General features: G+C 73.1%; 15 protein-coding genes. 7 read left to right on the top strand and 8 right to left on the bottom strand.

Annotated features, from left to right (window positions below):
- Window position 1 precedes the first annotated feature (1 nt).
- A complete protein-coding gene (locus BN4251_RS15925) occupies window positions 2–472 on the top strand; it encodes a ribose-5-phosphate isomerase (RefSeq protein ID WP_087485987.1) in 471 nt (156 codons plus the stop codon).
- Window positions 473–786: 314 nt separating this feature from the next.
- Here the strand turns inward: BN4251_RS15925 and BN4251_RS15920 are convergent, their stop codons facing one another.
- From BN4251_RS15920 to BN4251_RS15905, 4 genes are all read right to left on the bottom strand, one after another.
- Window positions 787–2,289 (bottom strand): MFS transporter, encoded by a 1,503-nt coding sequence (locus tag BN4251_RS15920; RefSeq protein ID WP_170932005.1) that lies wholly within the window; start codon window positions 2,287–2,289, stop codon window positions 787–789.
- Between the two features lie 202 nt (window positions 2,290–2,491).
- Window positions 2,492–2,980: an NUDIX domain-containing protein gene (locus BN4251_RS15915; RefSeq protein WP_087485986.1), complete on the bottom strand. Its 489-nt coding sequence runs from the start codon at window positions 2,978–2,980 to the stop codon at window positions 2,492–2,494.
- Window positions 2,981–3,038: 58 nt separating this feature from the next.
- Window positions 3,039–4,838, bottom strand: coding sequence for a 5-oxoprolinase subunit B/C family protein (locus BN4251_RS15910; protein WP_245810390.1), 1,800 nt, complete (start codon window positions 4,836–4,838; stop codon window positions 3,039–3,041).
- The gene (locus BN4251_RS15905; protein ID WP_087485985.1) at window positions 4,835–5,602 is read right to left on the bottom strand and encodes a LamB/YcsF family protein; all 768 of its coding nucleotides are present in this window, start codon (window positions 5,600–5,602) and stop codon (window positions 4,835–4,837) included. The genes BN4251_RS15910 and BN4251_RS15905 overlap by 4 nt, the downstream gene beginning before the upstream one ends.
- A 67-nt stretch (window positions 5,603–5,669) precedes the next feature.
- On the opposite strand from BN4251_RS15905, the gene BN4251_RS15900 reads away from it, so the two are divergent.
- Window positions 5,670–6,602 carry a hypothetical protein gene (locus tag BN4251_RS15900; protein WP_087485984.1) on the top strand — a complete coding sequence of 311 codons (933 nt, stop codon included), beginning with the start codon at window positions 5,670–5,672 and terminating at the stop codon, window positions 6,600–6,602.
- Here BN4251_RS15900 and BN4251_RS15895 read toward each other — a convergent pair.
- The 4 genes from BN4251_RS15895 to BN4251_RS15880 form a co-directional block, all read right to left on the bottom strand.
- Window positions 6,577–7,599, bottom strand: coding sequence for a Sir2 family NAD-dependent protein deacetylase (locus tag BN4251_RS15895; RefSeq protein WP_087485983.1), 1,023 nt, complete (start codon window positions 7,597–7,599; stop codon window positions 6,577–6,579). The two genes, BN4251_RS15900 and BN4251_RS15895, sit on opposite strands and share 26 nt — an antisense overlap.
- Window positions 7,596–8,228, bottom strand: coding sequence for a DedA family protein (locus BN4251_RS15890; RefSeq protein WP_087485982.1), 633 nt, complete (start codon window positions 8,226–8,228; stop codon window positions 7,596–7,598). The genes BN4251_RS15895 and BN4251_RS15890 overlap by 4 nt, the downstream gene beginning before the upstream one ends.
- Window positions 8,229–8,368: 140 nt before the next feature.
- The gene (locus BN4251_RS15885) at window positions 8,369–10,498 is read right to left on the bottom strand and encodes a hypothetical protein (protein ID WP_087485981.1); all 2,130 of its coding nucleotides are present in this window, start codon (window positions 10,496–10,498) and stop codon (window positions 8,369–8,371) included.
- Window positions 10,499–10,590: 92 nt separating this feature from the next.
- Complete coding sequence (locus BN4251_RS15880) at window positions 10,591–11,910, bottom strand: ABC transporter substrate-binding protein (RefSeq protein ID WP_087485980.1); 1,320 nt, start codon at window positions 11,908–11,910, stop codon at window positions 10,591–10,593.
- 526 nt (window positions 11,911–12,436) lie between these two features.
- Here BN4251_RS15880 and BN4251_RS15875 point away from each other — a divergent pair.
- From BN4251_RS15875 to BN4251_RS15855, 5 genes are all read left to right on the top strand, one after another.
- Entirely contained in the window at window positions 12,437–13,738 is a 1,302-nt protein-coding gene (locus BN4251_RS15875; RefSeq protein ID WP_087485979.1) for an ABC transporter substrate-binding protein, read from the top strand.
- 82 nt (window positions 13,739–13,820) lie between these two features.
- Window positions 13,821–14,759: a carbohydrate ABC transporter permease gene (locus tag BN4251_RS15870; RefSeq protein WP_087485978.1), complete on the top strand. Its 939-nt coding sequence runs from the start codon at window positions 13,821–13,823 to the stop codon at window positions 14,757–14,759.
- On the top strand, window positions 14,752–15,654 hold the full coding sequence (locus tag BN4251_RS15865; RefSeq protein ID WP_140398464.1) for a carbohydrate ABC transporter permease: 903 nt from the start codon (window positions 14,752–14,754) through the stop codon (window positions 15,652–15,654). The genes BN4251_RS15870 and BN4251_RS15865 overlap by 8 nt, the downstream gene beginning before the upstream one ends.
- 53 nt (window positions 15,655–15,707) lie before the next feature.
- Complete coding sequence (locus BN4251_RS15860; protein WP_087485977.1) at window positions 15,708–17,063, top strand: Gfo/Idh/MocA family protein; 1,356 nt, start codon at window positions 15,708–15,710, stop codon at window positions 17,061–17,063.
- Window positions 17,060–18,262, top strand: a complete 1,203-nt coding sequence (locus tag BN4251_RS15855) for a Gfo/Idh/MocA family protein (protein ID WP_245810389.1) — start codon at window positions 17,060–17,062, stop codon at window positions 18,260–18,262. The genes BN4251_RS15860 and BN4251_RS15855 overlap by 4 nt, the downstream gene beginning before the upstream one ends.
- Window positions 18,263–18,288 lie beyond the last annotated feature (26 nt).

Raw genomic sequence — 18,288 nt, 5'->3', positions numbered from 1 at the left:
TATGGGCTGGAAGATCGTCACCGGATCCGACAACGCCGGCTACGGCCACAAGAGCGCGCTCAAGGAGCTGCTCGAGAACGACCCGCGCGTCGACGAGGTCATCGACGTCGGCGTGACCGGACGCGAGGACGGCGACCTGTACCCGAACATCGCGGTCGCCGCGGCGGAGAAGGTCGCCGCGGGCGAGGCCGACCGGGCGCTGCTGATCTGCGGCACCGGCCTGGGCGTCGCGATCGCGGCGAACAAGGTCTCCGGCGTGCGCGCCGTGACCGCCCACGACCTCTACTCCGTGCAGCGCTCGGTGCTCTCGAACAACGCGCAGGTGCTCACCATGGGCGAGCGCGTGATCGGCCTCGAGCTCGCCAAGGAGCTGGTCAAGGTGTGGCTGGACCTCGAGTTCGACCCCACCTCCGCCTCGGCCGAGAAGGTCGACGCGATCTGCGCCTACGACGGATCCCTCGAACAGGGCTGAACCGGTCCGCTGCGGGCGCAGCCGCGAAATCTTCCGCAGCCGCGCCCCACGACCACGGGGCGGAAAGTACCAGCTGACCGGTACTTCTCGTCCCGTGGCCGGGCGTCCATCGCGCGACGCGAGCAGAAGTACCAGTTGACCGGTACCTCTCGTCCCGTGGGGCGCGATGCGGGGGATGGTCACCCGCACAACACGTCGACCGTTGCGCAGTCGGCGCTCTGAGCACTCAGAACGCCGACTGCGCAACGGTCGATTCAGGTCACGTCCACGGCGCGGGAGCGGTCAGGCCGCGCTCTGTCCCGCCGCGCCTCGGGTCACTCGGCGAGGGCCTTGCCCCGCTGCTCGGGGAGGGTGAACGCGGCGGCCGCGGCGAGTCCGAAGGCGATCGCGAACACCGCGAAGGCGAGCACCTGCCCACCGGTCACCACCAGCACCGGCACCAGGAACGGGGCGAGCATCGAGGCGATCCGACCGAACGCGGCGGCGGCGCCGGTGCCTGTGCCGCGCACGGCGGTGGGGTAGAGCTCCGGGCCGATCGCGTAGAGCGCACCCCACGCGCCGAGGTTGAAGAAGCTCAGCGCGCAGCCGGCGGCGATGATCGTCGCCTCGGAGTCGGCGAGGCCGTAGCCGGTCGCGGCGAGCGCGGAGCCGGCGAGGAACAGGGTCAGCGTCCAGCGCCGCCCGAGCACCTCGATCAGCCAGGCCGCTACGGCGTAGCCGGGCAGCTGGGCGAGGGTGATGATCAGGGTGAAGGAGAAGGACTGGGTGAGGGTGAACCCGCGATCCACCAGCAGGGTGGGGATCCAGATGAACGCCCCGTAGTAGGACAGGTTGATGCAGAACCACACGGCCCACAGACCGGCGGTGCGCCGACGCAGGGCCTTCGACCAGATCCCGGCGTCGCTGCGCACCTGATCGGCGACGGGGACGGCGCCCACCTCGTCGGCCGCGACGCGCGCCGCGCCCGGCTGCTCGGTCCCGGCCTGTGCCGCGCTGGCCTCGGCGTCGTCCGCCTGCGCTGCGCGAGCCTGCGCCGCACCGGCCCGCGCCTCGTAGGCGGCCGCGACGTCGGCCCCGGCGGCCTGCGGTGCGTCGATCCCGGCGGCGGCCTCGAGCTCGCGCACCACCTGCTCGGCCTCCTCGTGGCGGCCCTTCTTCTCCAGGAAGCGCACCGATTCGGGCATCCCGAGGCGGATCACGAGGGAGTACAGCGCGGGGACCAGGCCGATCACCAGGGCCCAGCGCCATCCCGTCGGCCCGGAGGCGGCCACGAAGGTGCCGATCACGGCGGCCAGGATCCAGCCCAGAGCCCAGAAGGCCTCGAGCCACACGATCACGCGGCCGCGGATGCGGGCGGGCGCGAACTCGCTCATCAGGGTGGAGGCGACGGGCAGCTCGGCGCCCAGGCCCAGGCCCACGATGAAGCGCAGCACGATCAGCGCACCCACGCCCATCGCGAGGGCGGAGGCGCCGGTGGCCAGGCCGTAGACCAGCAGGGTGAGGGCGAAGACGGAGCGGCGACCGATCTTGTCGGCGAGCAGTCCGCCCACGCTCGCGCCGATCGCCATGCCCGCGAACCCGGCGGAAGCGATGAGGGAGCCGTCGGCCTTGGAGAGCTCCCAGTGCACGGTCAGTGCCGCGATCACGAAGGAGATCAGGCCCACGTCCATCGCATCCAGGGCCCAGCCGATGCCCGAGGCGCCGAGCATCTTGCCGTGCTTGCGGGTGAAGGGAAGGCGGTCCAGGCGCTGTGACCTGGTCAGCGTGCTCTCGACCGGGGTGGGGGACACCGGTGAGGAGGTGCTCTGGGGGCTCATGCTCAGCTCCGAGGACGGGGACGGGGTGGGGCACAGCATGCCTCAGATGTCGCCCATGTCATGAGGCCTGGGTCACACGCTCATTCCGTCGGTGCGGCACTCCCGCCCTCCACTCCTGGTCATAGTGATAAAAAGTGGGAGGTCTCAGAAAGGTCTCGGTTCCGTGTCGCGGTGGTCCGCGGTGATTCCGCGGTGGCCGAGGTCAGCGTCCGTAGGAGACCAGGTCCACCTCGGACTCGCCCCGCAGCACCGCGAGGGCCCGGCGCGCGCGGGCGGCGCCCCAGGGGCCGAGCAGATCGATCTCGGACTCGCTGATCAGCGCCCAGTCCTCGAGCTCGGAGGCCTGGGGCACCACCTCCGCCTCGAGCCGGGCGGCGGGCACGATCCCGGCGTCGAACAGGAAGTGGACGCCCATCGGGCTGCTGCGCACCGCGCTCGAGGGCAGCCAGTCCGCGCTCAGCATCCGCCCCACCTCGACCTCGATGCCCAGCTCCTCCCACACCTCGCGGCGGGCGCACTCGCGGGCATCCTCCCCGGCGTCCACGCCGCCGCCGGGCAGCAGCCAGTGGTCGCGGTAGTTCGGCTTCTCGATCACGATCCGGCCGTGCTCGTCGCGCAGGATCACCGCGCCCGAGCTGATGACCTTGGGGAGGGAGGCGAAGTAGGCGGGGTCGGGGAGCAGGTGCGGCATGAGGCCATCGTGCCATCGGCCTTCGCCCCCGGGGGCCGCGGTCTCAGCCCAGGGCGCCTCAGTCCGCGAGGGTGAAGCGCAGCCTCGCTCCCGGGGCGGCCTGGGCGAGGCGGTCCTGGCCGGTGCGCGTGACCACCGCGAGCACCGGATAGCCGCCGGTGGTGGGGTGGTCGGGCCCGAACACGACGGGCAGCCCGGAGGGCGGCACCTGGATCGCACCGGGCACCATCGGCTCGCTCGGCAGCGTCCCGAGCCCCGGCGGCATCGGCAGCGGCGGCCCCTCGAGCCGCACTCCCACCCGGTCCGAGTCCTGCCGCACCCGCCAGGTGGTCGCGAGCAGCTGGGTGAGGGCCGACGCACCCAGCAGCGCATCCCGCGGCCCGGCGTGCACGGGCACCTCGAGCAGCGGTGCGCTGCCCGTCTCGTCGGCGCTTCCCGCCTCATGCGCCTCGTCGGCGGCCGGCGGCACGTCGTGCCCTCCGGCGGCCGACGGCTCCGGGTGCTCCGCGGCGACGGCGACCGCCTCCGCGGCGGGCACCGTCTCCGGCACCGCGTCCAGGCCGTGCGCGGCCCCGGCCCGCAGCACATCCCCCGCCCCGAGCGGCGCGGGTCCGAGCTGGGAGAGGGTGTCGCGCGAGAGCGCACCGAGCACCGGCCCGCCGGGGGTGCGGAGCCCGCCGCGCACCGCGAGCACCAGGCGCAGCCCCTGCTCGGCCGGGCCCAGCACCAGCAGATCCCCGGGATCCAGCGCGATGGGCACACCGCGCAGCGCGTCGGTGGAGCGCACTGGGGCGGCGCCGTCCTGGTCCGCGCGCTGCACCTCGAGCGGGGCGCGGGCCCCGTCCACCGCGACGACGGTGGCCTCGAGCGCCCGCAGCCGCAGCGGGCCCAGCAGGGTTTCGAGCACCGCGGCGCCGCCGGGGTTCCCCACGGCGCGATTCGCGCGGTGCTGGGCGCCGCGGTCGAAGGCACCCGAGCTGCTCACCCCGATCGCGGCGAGGCCGGGCCGGCCCGCGTCCTGGAGGAGGCTCAGCGGTCCGGGGGAGAGCACCTCGAGCACGGCAGCGCCGGTCTCGGCCGGGGCGGCCCCGGGGCGCCGACGGCCCAGCCGCCCGGGCAGGGCCGCGGCCTCGCGGGCGGCCCTGGTCAGGGCGGGGGCGGGGATCCGGGCCGTCGGCCGCTGAGGCGAGAAGCGCACCCGCGTGCCCGGGCGCGTGCCCGGGGCGAGCAGGGCGGGAGGCTCGCGGTGGGGGTCGAACAGTGCGGCGTCGCTGCGCCCGATCAGCTGCCAGCCGCCGGGGGAGGGGCGCGGGTAGATGCCGCAGTAGCGGGAGGCGAGGCCCACCGCTCCGGCGGGCACCGCGGAGCGCGGCTCGTCGCGGCGCGGCACGTCCCACGCAGCGGCCTCGGTGTCGGGGGCGCCGATCAGGTACGCGAAGCCGGGGGCGAAGCCGCCGAAGGCCGCGGTCCATTCCGCTGCGGCGTGGGCGGCGATCAGGGCCTGGGAGGTCATGCCCAGCAGGTCCGCGGCCTGCTCGAGGTCCTCGCCGTCGTAGACGATCCCGAGGGTCAGCTCCGCGCCGGGACCGTCCTGCTCCTCACCGGCGGGCAGCTGCCGCAGCAGTGCTGTGAACCCTGCGACGTCGCGGGCATCATACCCGGTCAGCAGCAGGCTGCGCTCGGCGGGCACCAGGTCGATCAGGTGCGCGGGCGCGAGGGTGCGCAGCGCCGCGGCGGCCGCGAGCACGTCGGCGGTGCCGGGATACTCCGCCAGCAGCGCGGCCTCGCCCACGCGGTGGATCGCGAGCGGCGGCGGCAGCACCGCGCCCGCCCCGTTCACTGCTCCCGTCTCGGTCACAGCGCCGCGGCGAGCTGCACGCCCGCCTCCTCGAGTCCGGCGCGCACTGTCCGGGCCAGCGCGAGGGCGCCGGGGGTGTCCCCGTGCAGGCACAGCGAGCGCACCGGCAGCTGCACCCAGGTCCCGTCGGCCGTGCGCGCCCCGCCCTCGGTCGCGATCGACAGGGCCTGAGCGAGCACCTGGCCGGGATCGGTGAGCACCGCGCCGGGGGTGCTGCGCGGGGTGAGGGTGGCGTCGGGGAGGTAGGCGCGATCGGCGAAGCCCTCGAGCACCACCTCGAGCCCGGCCTCCTGCGCGGTGCGGACCACCACCGCGCCGGGCGCCGCGACCAGCGGCAGCCCGCCCAGCTCCATGAGCGCCCGCACCACGGCTGAGGCCTGGGCCTCGTGATGGGCGAGCGCGTTGTACAGCGCGCCGTGCGGCTTGACGCCGCGCACCTGCGCCCCTTCGGCGCGGGCCATCGCCTGCAGCGCCCCGGCCTGCACGACCATCAGGTCGGTGAGCTCCTCCGGGGAGAGGTCGACGAAGCGCCGACCGAATCCGGCGACGTCCGCGTAGGAGACGTGCGCGGTGATCGCCGTGCCGTGCGCCGCAGCCGCCCGGCAGGCGGCGCGCATAGTGCGTGCATCACCCGCGTGTCCGCCGCAGGCGATGTTCGCCGTGGTCACCACCTCGAGCATCGCCTCGTCACCGCCGCTCGCACCCTCGCCGTACCCCTCTCCGAGGTCGGCGTTCAGATCCAGCGGCGGGTTCTGGGCGGTCATCGGTGATCGGCTCCTTCACGCGGGGCGGCGGTGCGCTCCCATTGTCCTCCCTCGATAGCCTCGAGCCATGACCTCTCCCCACGATCCCGCCGCAGCCACCCCCGCGACCACCTCCGCGGCACCCGCGCCGGAGCTGCCCGGGGAGGTGCCGGATCTGCCCGCAGGGATCGGGGGCCTGGACCCCGAGACCCCGCTGCAGTACACGCGGGAGGACCTCGACGCCGCGACCGCCCTGCTCGAGCGCGCGGGCACCGAGCGCGCGGGTACCGAGGACCCCGAGCTGATCGTCTCCCTCACCGATGAGCAGATCGCCGCGCTCGACGGCTACGCGCGCCGCCAGTTCATCGCCGCGCCCTGGCTCGAGCAGCATCCCCAGCAGCGCCGCTTCGCCGCCGGCGTCGCCCTGCGCGGCCTGATCGCGGCCGAGCAGGTGCGGCGCCGCACGGACGAGGCCACCGGCGCGCAGCACTGGCGGGCGGTGCCCGAGATCTCCGGCTGCCTGGTGCTGCGCCGCACCGCGCAGCAGTTCACCACCGCCGAGCGCACCGTCCAGACCGCCCAGGGCCCGCAGGTGCACCGCCTGCACTACTTCGCCCACCCCGGCGGCGTGCTCGAGGAGGAGGTCACCGCCGCGGGCATCCACCGCTTCACCGCCCTCGCCCCGGTGCAGGCGAGCGCGCGGCTGGCCGCCTTCCTCGACCCGCTCGGCGTCCCCACCCGCGCCGGTGAGCCGGTGCGGGTGCGCACCTCGGTGCTGCCTGCCCATCCGCTCGCCGAGCGCCTGGCCGCGACGCGCGCCCTGAGCGTGCTCACCCGGGTGCGCACGGCCGACGGCGAGGTCCAGCAGCTCAGCGCCTATGCGACCGCCGAGGGGGTGCTGACCATGGAGGCCCTGGACCCTGGCACGGAAGATCCCGAGCTCGAGATCCGCGGAGTGGACGCCGCCGAGCTGCATGCGCTCGCCAGCGTGCTGGTCAGCGCCGAGCCCCAGCGCGGCTGAGCCAGCGCTCCAGGAGGTCCTCGAGCCGCCCGTGCACGCGCACCGTCGCCACCGGGTCGGCGCGGGTGGGCCCGTCGTTGAGGATCACCACCGGCATCCCGGCGCGCCCGGCGGCGCGCACGAACCGCAGCCCGGACTGCACCGTGAGCGAGGAGCCGAGCACCAGCAGCGCCGTCGCCTCCTCGAGCGCCGCGAACGCCGAGGAGACGACCTCCCGCCGCGCGGACTCGCCGAAGAACACCACATCCGGTTTGAGGATCCCGCCGCACAGCGGGCACGGCGGGTAGCGGAAGCTGCTGGTGCGATCCACCTCGGCGTCCCCGTCGGGCGCCTGCGCGGCATCGGCCGCGAGCTGCGGCAAGCGCGCCGCGAGCTCAGGGTTCATCGCGAGCATCCGGCGGTGCAGGGCGAGGCGGGAGGAGAGCGCCTCGCACTGCTGGCAGCGCACCCGGTCCAGGCGTCCGTGCAGGTCGATCACGGGATCCGAGCCCGCCTCGGTGTGCAGACCGTCCACGTTCTGGGTAATCACGGCGGTGGTCTCGAAGACGTCGGGGGACAGCGCCGCGAGGCGGCGGTGCGCCGGTCCGGGCCGGGCGCCGCGGAACTGCTCCCAGCCCACGGTCGAGCGGGCCCAGTAGCGCCGACGCGCCAGGTCATGGCCCATGAACTCCTGATACGTCATGGGGGAGCGGGGCACCGCGTCACGGCCGCGATAGTCCGGCAGACCCGAGCCGGTGGACATCCCCGCACCGGTGAGCACCGCGACTTCGCGGCCGCGCAGCAGCTCGAGCGCCGCGTCGATCTCCGCATCGGTGCTGCGGTGCCCGTACTGCGCGCCCTCCATCGGCCCCCAGGCCGGCAGGCGCGGACCGCCCCGGGTGGGGCCGGGCCCGTCCAGCGGGTTCCGGGTGGCGGTGGAGAACCAGCGGCCGACGTCCGCCGCGGGCCCGGCGCGCCCGCCGCCCGGGCCGGGCGCGGAGGAGGGCTGGCTGGTCATTCCTCGAGGGTAGGCGGTGCGGGGGCCGCGCGGCGGGCACGCAGGCGACGCACCGTCATCACCACCACCGCGACCACGCCGATCACCGCGACCACGCCCGAGTACAGGCGCACGAAGCCCTCGAGCGCCTCGCCCCCGGCCTGCCCGAACAGGTACCCGGTCACCACGAACAGGGCGTTCCACACCCCCGAGCCGAGCCCGGTGGCCAGCGCGAACAGCCAGATCGGCATGCGCTCGATCCCGGCCGGGATGGAGATCACGGTGCGCACCATCGGCACGAAGCGGGCGATCGCCACCGCCGGGAACCCCCACCGGTCGAAGAAGCGCATCGCCGCGTCCACGTCCCGCTCCTCGAGCAGCGGCAGGCGGCGCACCACGGCGCGGGTGCGGCGCAGCCCCAGCAGGCGGCCAACGGTGTAGACACCGAGCCCTCCCACCACCGAGCCGAGCGTGGTCCAGACGAGCGGGACCAGCACGTGCTGCCCGGAATCGGCCGCGGCCACCCCGGCGAAGGGCAGCAGCACCTCCCCGGGGATCGGCGGGAACAGCGCCTCGAGCGCGATCACCAGCGCCGTGCCGGGGTCGCCGAGCAGATCCATCAGCGCGAGCGCCCACTCGGTGAGGTCCATGCCCGCCTCCTGTCGTGCGCCGTCCGCTGCGGGCATGCTAGACAGCGCGGATGGCGAGCAGGTGAACGCGGCCGGGTCTCCGGGCGGACCTGTCGGCCCGGCCGGCACGTGCGGGGCGTGCGGGCCGAGCGGGGGTGTGCTCAGAGGGGCGGCAGCGGGCCCGGCAGCGGCTGGATCCCCTCCCATCGCGCCTGCCAGGCCGGCGGCAGACCGGGGGCGCCCGGCCCGCCGTCCCAGCCGGCGCTCATCAGCGCGAGCGCGATCAGGGTGCCGCCGTTGGCGGGCAGATAGGCGGGCAGTCCCGGACGCTGCGGGAAATGCCCGGCCGCATCGCAGCGGTTCTTCACCGTGTCCAGCAGCAGCGCATCCACCGCCGCCTCGGGGCGGCCCAGCCGTGCCGCGGTCATCGCGAGCGCCGGGTAGTCCCAGCCCCAGCTGGACTCCCAGTCCCAGGCGGCGAGCGCATCCTCGAACGCCTCGGCCGCCACCGCGTCCGGGATCGTGCCGGTGGGCGGGACCATGCCGTGGGCGAGCAGGTGAGAGGGGTGAACCGAGCGGTCCATCGCCGGGCCCGCCCGGAAGGTGCGCAGGCGGCCCTCGGCGGTGAGCGGTGCGTGGATCCGTCGGGCGATCGCGGTGAGCTCCCCGGCACCCTCCGCTCCGCGCCGGGCGCGCCAGTCATCGGCGATACGCAGCGCCCAGGCGACGTAGGCGAGCTCGAAGGAGGGATCGTGCAGCCGGTCGCGGTCGCTGACGTGCCTCTCCTGCGCCCCCACCAGCGGCGGGCCGAGCCCCAGGTGTGCACCGTGGGGACGCAGCAGGTCCACCAGGCACAGGGCGCTGGCCTCGACCAGCTCGATCAGCGCCGGCTCGTCGGCCGCGGACGGTTCGGCGCGGCGCAGCAGCTCGACCAGGTGGATCGGATGGGGCTGCTGCCACAGCAGGAAGGGGCCGATGTCGCTGGGCGCCTCGCGCAGATCGGGGCCGAGCTGCTTGGGCCAGCGGGCGCCGCGGCAGCCCTGACGGGCCGCGGTCTCTCGCGCCACCGGCAGGGCGGCGGTGTAGAAGGCGAGGCCCCGGCGCAGGGATGCCGCATCGCCCCACAGCGCGAAGTGCGCCGCATGCCACCAGTGCATCTCGAGGTGGAACTTCCCCCGCCAGGAGTTCGCGAGCAGACCCGTCTCTGCGGGCGGCAGCACGCCCGCAGCGTGAACGCGCTGGAGGTAGAGGGAGAGCACCGCGCGCCGCTCGAGCTCCTGGGCGCGCGGATCCTCGGCGCGGCTGAGATCCAGCATCCCGGCGCTGCGCCAGTGCGCGGCCCAGAACTCCGCGGCACGCTCGCGCACCACCGGCCCGGACAGCGCGATCGTCGCGGGGTCGGACTGCGCGAGGGCGGCCGGTGCGGCCGACGGGCCGCGCTCGGGCAGAGACAGCGGTGGCACCTGGCGCGGCACCAGCTTGAGCACCACATCGAGCGCCCCGTCCACCCCGTCCGCCCCGTCCGCGCTGGCGAGGCCGGGAACGTCGGCCCGCAGCCGCACCGTGTGCGGCCCGTCCTGCTCCCCGCGCGCGCCGTGGAGGTGCACGTCGTAGGCCAGATCATCCATCCGGCGCCGGATCACCCGGTCCTCGAGGCGGGTGCTGTGCGCCGCGGGCCGCGCCCAGTCCGCGGTGCGGTCCCAGTCGGTGCTGCCGTAGGGGAAGTCCAGCAGCAGCGCGAGCCCGGGTGTGCGCAGCCGCACCGCGAGGGCCGCGTGCTCGGGGTCCGCGGCGGTGACCACCTCGCACGGCTGCCCCCGGTACCGGAAGGTCGAGCGGATCGTGCCGGTGGCCAGGTCGAGCCGCTGCTCGGCCTGCCCGATCTCCGCCGGGGCGGGGGAGCGGCCGGTCAGCGGATCCACCAGCGCGAAGCGCAACAGGGAGACCTTGTGCGGGTTCTCCCGGTACCAGGCCGGGCCGGGCCCGGGATCCTCGGTGCCGCCGGGCAGGTCCATGTACAGCGCCCGACCGCGCGGGGAGTCGTAGGGGCGCAGCAGCGACTCCCAGGGCACCGGCGGAGGGGCGGGCATGGTGTGCCAGCCCCACTCGGCGAGCACCCCGATCCGGGGCTCCTCGCTGCCCGGCCCGGCGAAGGTCTGCGTGCCCGTGCGGTCCACGCCCACTGCGAAGCTGCCGTTGCCCACCGAGAGCACGGCGTCCTCCCTCCCCTCCAGGCGCGGGGAGTGCCGTGCGAGCAGGGCGGCGCGGTCGATCGGGCGCTCGTCGGTCATCGCGTGCTCAGCCTCGGATCATTCGGCGACGGCGGCGACGGCCTCCGCATGCCAGGCCGCGGCGGAAGGGCCGTGAGGGAGGAGGGGAGCGGTCAGAGCTCGGGCTGCATGCCCTCGAGCACGCTGAGGATCTCGTCGGCCACGTCGGCGGGCTCGCGGTTGCCGAACAGGGACTCCTCGCCCAGCCGCGAGAGCTCGTCGCCGAAGCCGACGCCGGAGGCCGGGGTCACCAGCGGCGGGCGCACCACCTCGGCCTGCATCTCGCGGGCGAAGTCGAGGGAGACCATCTCGTTCTCGTCGAGCACCGTCTCGATCTCGTCCTGCAGCTCGGGGAAGGCGGTCACGCCGCGTTCGATCTTGAGGATCTTCGCGGCCTCGGGGTCCCGCAGCAGGAAGTCCACGAGCGTTCCGGCGGAGGTGGGATCCGCGGCGGTGTTCGCGATCGACCAGTACATCGAGGCCTTGTTGACCATCTGCGGGTCGCCGCTGGTGCGGGCCGGCAGGCGCAGCAGCCGCAGGGGCGAGCCGGAGGCCGCCTGGAAGGTCTGCACCTGGGTGTGGAACTGGAAGTGGAAGGCGGAGCGGTTGTTGCCGAACCGGCCCTGCTCCACGCCCGCGGCGAAGTCCTCGATCTGCTCCGAGGGGCTCACCACCGCGCCCGAGTCCACCAGCGCACGGGCGTACTCGAGGTACGCGACGATCGTGTCCTTGCTGATCAGCGTCTCGTCCTCGCGGGGGAACACCTGCTCCCCGCTCTGGCGCGCCCAGGCGCCGAGCTCCGCGGCGCTGGTGCCGAAGAAGTCGAAGCCCACCACGTCCTCGCCGGCGCCGCTGGCCCAGTCGCTCACCGCGGTGCTGAGCTCGGCGAAGTCCTCCCAGGTCCAGGAGGTGTCATCGGGCATCTCGAGGCCCGCCTGCTCGAGGATCGTGGGGTTCACGCCCACGGAGAAGATCCCGATGCCCAGCGGCGCTCCCACGAGCGTGCCGTCGGCCAGCCGGCCGGTGTCCAGCACGGCGTCGTCCATTGCGCTGAGATCGAGCACGTCCGAGACGGTCTCGAGGTCCAGCAGCGAGGAGCGGGTGCCGTAGGAGTCGATGTAGGCCTCGTCCATCTGGAGCACATCCGGGGCGTCGCCGCCGGCGAACTGGGTGGCGAGCTTGTCCCAGTAGCCGGTCCACTCGCTGTACTCGGGGGAGACCTCGATGTCTTCGTGCGCGGCGGAGAACAGGTCCAGCGCCTCGCGGGTGAGGCCGTTGCGCAGATCGCCGCCCCACCAGTAGACGCGCAGCGGCCCGCCGCCCTCCCCGTCACCTCCGGGGGAGGCGTTGGGACCGCAGCCGGCCAGGGCGGAGAGCGCCGGGACGGTGCCGGCGGCGGCGAGCAGGGACAGGGTGCGGCGTCGCGAGATCATCGTCGATCCTTCGGGTCGTGGGGCCGGTGCGGCGGGTGCCGGGTGTCAGAGTGCCGGGGCGGCTGTGCCCCGGCGATGCGCTCGGCACGGGCGCTGCCCGCACGGTGGACGGGAGAGTCTGCGCTGAGTCGTTTCAGGTTTAGTTGTGCAGTCACACTAAGCCTGCCGCCTCGAACGGCACAAGAGGGGGTTAGCGACGGCGATGGCGCAGGTCCGCCCGTGAAGTGCAGGAATGGGCCTGAAATCGATTCGCCGTCGGGAACCGGTTTCGCATCGTGACCTCGACGTGATGATCGCGGCTTGACAAACCCTTTCGTGAAGCGCTTTCCTAAGGCCACTGCTCGGGCTCTCGTCCGAGCGGCCGCAGGGAAAAAGACAGCTCTCACCCTGACGCGGCGCGGAGGTGGCGATGTCGCCCCCGCAGCGCACCGGGCAGGACGACGGAGTTCCAGCCCAGGCACGACCCGCTCGGAGGACCACGGTGGTCCGCCGGACCGCCGCGACAGCGACGACGACAGGAGAACCGATGCTCACCCGACGCACAGCCCTTGCCCTTGGTCTCGCCGTCCCCGGCCTCGCAGGCCTCGCCGCCTGCGGCCCCAACGCCACCGGTGGCGGAAGCGGCGGCGGGGAGGACGGCAGCGCCACCCTCCGCGTGGCCTGGTGGGGCAATCCCACCCGTGACCAGAACACCCAGGACGTGGCCGATGCCTACGCCGAGGTCGCCCCCGACGTCACCCTCAGCCTCGAGCCCGGCGAGTGGAGCGGCTACTGGGACAAGCTCGCCACCCAGACCGCCGGCGGCGACTTCCCCGACGTGGTCCAGATGGACGAGAAGTACCTCGCCGAGTACGGCGGGCGCGGCGCCCTGCTCGACCTCGCCGGCGCCGGCCTGAACACCGAGGACTTCGCCCCCGGTTCGGTCGAGGTGGGCGAGCTGCCCGAGGTGGGCCTGGCCGCGATCAACGCGGGCCTGAACGCCTTCGCCTTCCTCATCAACCCCGTCGTCTTCGAGGAGGCGGGCGTGGAGATCCCCGACGACTCCACCTGGACCTGGGACGACCTGGTCGAGACCGCCGTGGCGATCACCGAGAACACTCCCGACGGCACCTGGGGCATGACCCAGATGGGCACCGTCCAGGGCCTGTTCCAGGTATACGTGCGTCAGGCCGGCCAGGACCAGTACAAGGACGGCGGCGCCGGATTCGACCTCGAGACCGCCACCGCCTGGTTCGAGTGGACCAAGCGCATCCAGGACGAGAAGGCCTGCCCGGATGCGAGCCTCTCCGTCGAGGACGCCGCGAAGTCCATGGACCAGTCCTTCTTCGCGACCGGCAACGTCGCCATGACCGTGGCCTGGTCCAACCAGGTCGTCGCCCATGACGGCCTCGTGCCCGAGGGCGTCGTGGTGCTGCGCCCGCCGTCGATGACCGGCTCCTCCGCCGATGCGGCGCTGTGGTACAAGGCCTCGATGTACTGGGCCGTCTCCGCGAACGCCTCGGATCCCGACGCAGCCGTCGCCTTCGTGGACTTCCTGGTGAACTCGCCCGATGCCGGAAAGATCCTCTCGGTCGAGCGGGGCGTGCCCGGCAACCTCACCGTGCGCGAGGCGATCATCCCCGATCTGGACGAGGCCAATACCAAGGCCGTGGACTACCTCGACCTGATCGAGTCCGAGCTGGGCGGAGCCCCCGAGATCACCCCGCAGGGCGGCGGCCAGTTCGAGGACATCCTCACCCGCGCCGGTGAGGACATGCTCTTCGGCACCCTCACCCCGGCCGAGGCCGGCCAGCGCGTGCTCGACGAGCTCGAAGCGGCCCTGGCCTGATCATCGCCGACGTGCCGACGCGGCCGGCGGGGTCCACCCCCGTCGGCCGCACCGGCGCCCCGACCACGAAGGGAAGACGCCAATGAGCGCCGTGGGAGAACTCGCTTCCATCGTCTCGTCACGCAAGAAGGGCGGACCGAAGGAGAAGCATCCCGACAACAAGCAGGCCGCGGTGTTCATGCTGCCGTGGGTGCTCGGCTTCCTCGGGATCACGCTGATCCCGATGATCGCGTCGTTCGCTCTCGCGTTCACCGACTACAGCCTGCTGGCCCCGCCCGAGTTCGTGGGACTGGCGAACATCAAGGAGATGATCGGCGACACCCGCCTGCACAACTCCCTGCTGGTCACCTTCATCTACGTGTTCGTGGGCACCCCGCTGCAGCTGATCGCCGCGCTGCTGCTCGCGGTCGCGCTGAACCAGGGCATCAAGGGCCTGGCCTTCTACCGCTCGGTGTTCTACCTGCCCTCGCTCCTGGGCGGCTCGGTCGCGATCGCGATCCTGTGGCGGCAGATGTTCGGCGCCAACGGCCTGATCAACCAGGTGGGCGGGATGCTCGGCTTCGAGAACCTGCCCGGCTGGGTCTCGAACCCGGACACCGCGCTCGGCACGATCATCCTGCTGCACGTGTGGACCTTCGGCTCGCCGATGATCATCTTCCTGGCGGGACTGCGGCAGATCCCCGAGATGTACTACGAGGCCGCCTCGGTCGACGGCGCCTCGAAGATCGCGCAGTTCTTCCGGATCACGCTGCCGTTGCTGACCCCGATCATCTTCTTCAACGTGGTGCTGCAGGTGATCAACGCGTTCCAGTCGTTCACGCAGGCCTTCGTGGTCTCCGGCGGCACCGGCGGCCCCTCGGACTCGACGATGTTCTACACGCTGTACCTCTACATCAAGGGCTTCACCCAGTTCGACATGGGGTACGCCTCCGCGATGGCGTGGCTGCTGCTGATCATCGTCGCGATCTTCACCGCCATCAACTTCTTCGCCTCCAAGTACTGGGTGTTCTACGATGACTGATCTGCAGAGCCGGCCCGCCGAGACCGTCGGTCAGGCCCCCGCCCCCGTCGTCCCCAAGCGCCGTCCGCGCCGCCTGGGCCGTCGCGTGCTGCGCCACGCGATCATGATCGCGGCCAGCCTCGCGATGATCTACCCGCTGCTGTGGATGGTGGTCTCCTCCCTGCGGCCCAACGAGGAGATCTTCCGCAACCCCAGCCTGTTCCCGCTGAGCTTCGACCTGTCGAACTACGCGCGGGGCTGGGAGTCGCTGTCCCAGCCGTTCTCGCACTACCTGATGAACTCCACGCTGCTGGTGCTGGGCTGCGTGATCGGCAACCTGGTCGCCTGTTCCCTGACCGCCTACGCCTTCGCGCGGCTGAAGTTCTGGGGCCGCAACATCGCCTTCGCGGTCATGCTGATGACCCTGATGCTGCCGATCCACGTGGTGATCGTGCCGCAGTACATCATGTTCTCCCAGACCGGCTGGGTGAACACGATGCTGCCGCTGATCCTGCCGAAGTTCCTGGCCACCGACGCGTTCTTCATCTTCCTGATGGTGCAGTTCATCCGCGGCATCCCGCGCGAGCTGGACGAGGCGGCCCGCATCGACGGCTGCGGCCACTTCCGGATCTTCTTCCAGGTGATCCTGCCGCTGATGCTGCCGGCGCTGGCGACCACCACGATCTTCACCTTCATGTGGATGTGGAACGACTTCTTCGGCTCCCTCATCTACCTCACCACCCCGGACAACTTCACCGTTCCGCTGGCGCTGAAGTCCTTCCTGGACACCCAGGGCTCCTCCGACTGGGGCGCGATGTTCGCCATGTCGGTGGTCTCCCTGATCCCGCTGTTCCTGGTGTTCCTGTTCGGCCAGCGCTTCCTGGTCAAGGGCTTCGCCACCACCGGCATCAAGTAGTCCCCGCCCGAGCTCGTCCGCGTCCCCGCCCTCCGCACCCACTCAGGAGAGACATGCCCACCCGCTATGCCGTCATCGGCACCGGCCACCGCAGCCAGATGTTCCTCGACGCGATCGCCGGCCCCCACGCCGACGTCGCCGAGCTGGTCGCCCTGATCGACGTGAACCCCGCCCGTCGCGAGTACCACCAGGGCCGGCACGAGGCCTTCGCCGGGGCGCGGCTGGGAGGACCGGACGAGCTCGAGCAGATCATCGCCGAGGAGTCGGTGGACCGCGTGATCGTCACCAGCGTGGACCGCCTCCACGCCGAGCACGTGGTGCGCGCCCTGGACGCCGGGGCCGACGTGGTGGTCGAGAAGCCGCTGACCATCGACGCCCCCTCGGCCCGCGCGATCCAGGAGGCGATCGATCGCACCGGCCGCTCCGTGGTGGTGACCTTCAACTACCGCTACAGCCCCCGCAACACCGCGCTGAAGCAGGTCATCGCCTCCGGCGAGATCGGCGAGGTGGTCTCGGTGGTGTTCGAGTGGGTGCTGGACACCCAGCACGGCGCGGACTACTTCCGCCGCTGGCATCGCGACAAGACCAACAGCGGCGGCCTGTTCGTGCACAAGGCCGCCCACCACTTCGACCTGGTCAACTGGTGGCTCGCGGATGCGCCGGTGCAGGTCTACGCGCGCGGCGGGCTGCGCTTCTACGGGGCCGACGCCGCCGCCGAGCGCGGCCTGGCACCGCTTCCGGAGCGGGGCACGCACGACGGCCCCCACGATCCCTTCGAGCTGGACCTGCGCTCCGACGAGCGGCTCGAGGCGCTCTACCTCCAGGCCGAGCAGCACGACGGCTACCGTCGCGACCAGTCCGTGTTCGCCCCCGGGATCACCACCGAGGACAACCTCACGGCGCTGGTGGACTACTCCCGCGGCGCGGTGCTCACCTACGCCCTGAACGCCCACAGCCCCTGGGAGGGCTACCGGGTGGCGGTCAACGGCACCGCGGGACGGGCCGAACTCGAGGTGGTCGAACGGGCCGAGGTGGTGCCCCAGGGCGAGGACGGCCGCACTCACGTGGATCCCAGCGCCGTCGCGGTCACCGCCGACGAGGCCGGGGCGCGCGAGCGCGGCGAGCGCCTGGTGGTCCAGAAGCACTTCGAGCCTGCCCGCGAGGTGGAGATCCCCGAGGGCGTGGGCGGTCACGGCGGCGGCGATGCGCTGCTGCTGCGCGACGTGTTCGTGGGCCCGGTCCAGGACGAGCTGGGCCGTCCCTCCGATCATCGCGACGGGATCCGCGCGATCGCGGTGGGCATCTGCGGCAACCTCTCCCTCGAGAGCGGCGCCCCGGTCGAGATCGCCGCCGCGATGGGCCTGGACCTGCAACGCGAGGCCCCCGTCGCCGCCGGGCAGGGCGCATGAGCGCGCCGATGGGCCCGGTGCGGGTCGCGCTGATCGGCACGCGCGGCTACGGCGCCTCGCATCTGCGCACCCTCGCCCGCCTCGAGGAGGCCGGTACGGCCCGTCTGGTCGGGGTGGTGGACGTGGTGGACCCGCCCGAGGAGCTGGCCGGGATCCACCACCGCTCCCTCGCCGCGCTGCTCGAGGCCTGCGGCGACGAGCGCCCGGAGATCATCGCGATCGCCACCCCGATCGACACCCACGTGCCGCTCGCCCTCGAGGCGCTCGCCGCGGGGATCGACGTCTACCTCGAGAAGCCCCCGGTGCCCGCCCTCGTGGACCACGGGACGCTGCTCGAGGCGGCGCAGCGGGCCGGCCGCAGCGTGCAGGTGGGCTTCCAGGCCCGCGGCGGCGCGGGCGTCGACGTGCTCGCCGCCGAGGTCGCCGCGGGCACACTCGGTGAGATCGCCGCGGCCCCTCTCGGTGAGATCACCGAGGTGGCCGTGCACGGGGCCTGGCAACGCGACCGCGCCTACTACCGCCGCTCGCCCTGGGCGGGCCGGCGCCGCCGCGACGGCCGACGGGTCGCCGACGGGGTGGCCACCAACCCGCTCGCCCACGCCGTCCACGCGGGCCTCGCGATCGCCGGGATCGCGCAGGTCTCCGACATCTCCGCGGTGACCTGCGAGCTGCGCCGCGCCCACGACATCGAGGCCGACGACACCACCTTCCTGCGCATCGACCCCGCCGGCCGCGCACCCGCCGTGGTGTGCACGCTGACCACCGCCGCGGGCCGCCACGAGAACCCGTGGGTGGAGATCCGCGGCACCCGCGGCAGCCACCGCCTCTGGTACACCGAGGACCGCTCCGTGCGCACCGGCGAGGACGGGGCGCGCGAGGAGCTCGCCCACGCGCGCACCGACCTGATGGAGAACCTCGTCGCCCATGTGCGCGACCGCTCCGTCGCGCTCGTGTCCCCGCTGGCCAGCACCGCTCCGTTCAGCGCGGTGCTCGAGGCGATCCAGTCCGTGCCCGATCCGCTCCCGATCGGGGAGGACTGGGTGCACTGGCACGGCGAGGGTGAGCTGGCCTATCCCACGATCGAGGGGCTCGACGAGGCGATGACCCGTGCGCTCGCGACCGGCAGGCCCTTCAGTGAGCTCGGCGTGCCCTGGGCGCGCGAGGACGCCGTGGCGACCTGGGCCCCGCCCGCGCACTGAGCCCGCCCGCGCACTGACCCGTCATC

Origin of the sequence: Brachybacterium massiliense (assembly GCF_900184245.1) — a bacterium.
Lineage (GTDB): Bacteria > Actinomycetota > Actinomycetes > Actinomycetales > Dermabacteraceae > Brachybacterium > Brachybacterium massiliense.
This window is presented reverse-complemented; position numbering and strand designations above follow the sequence as displayed.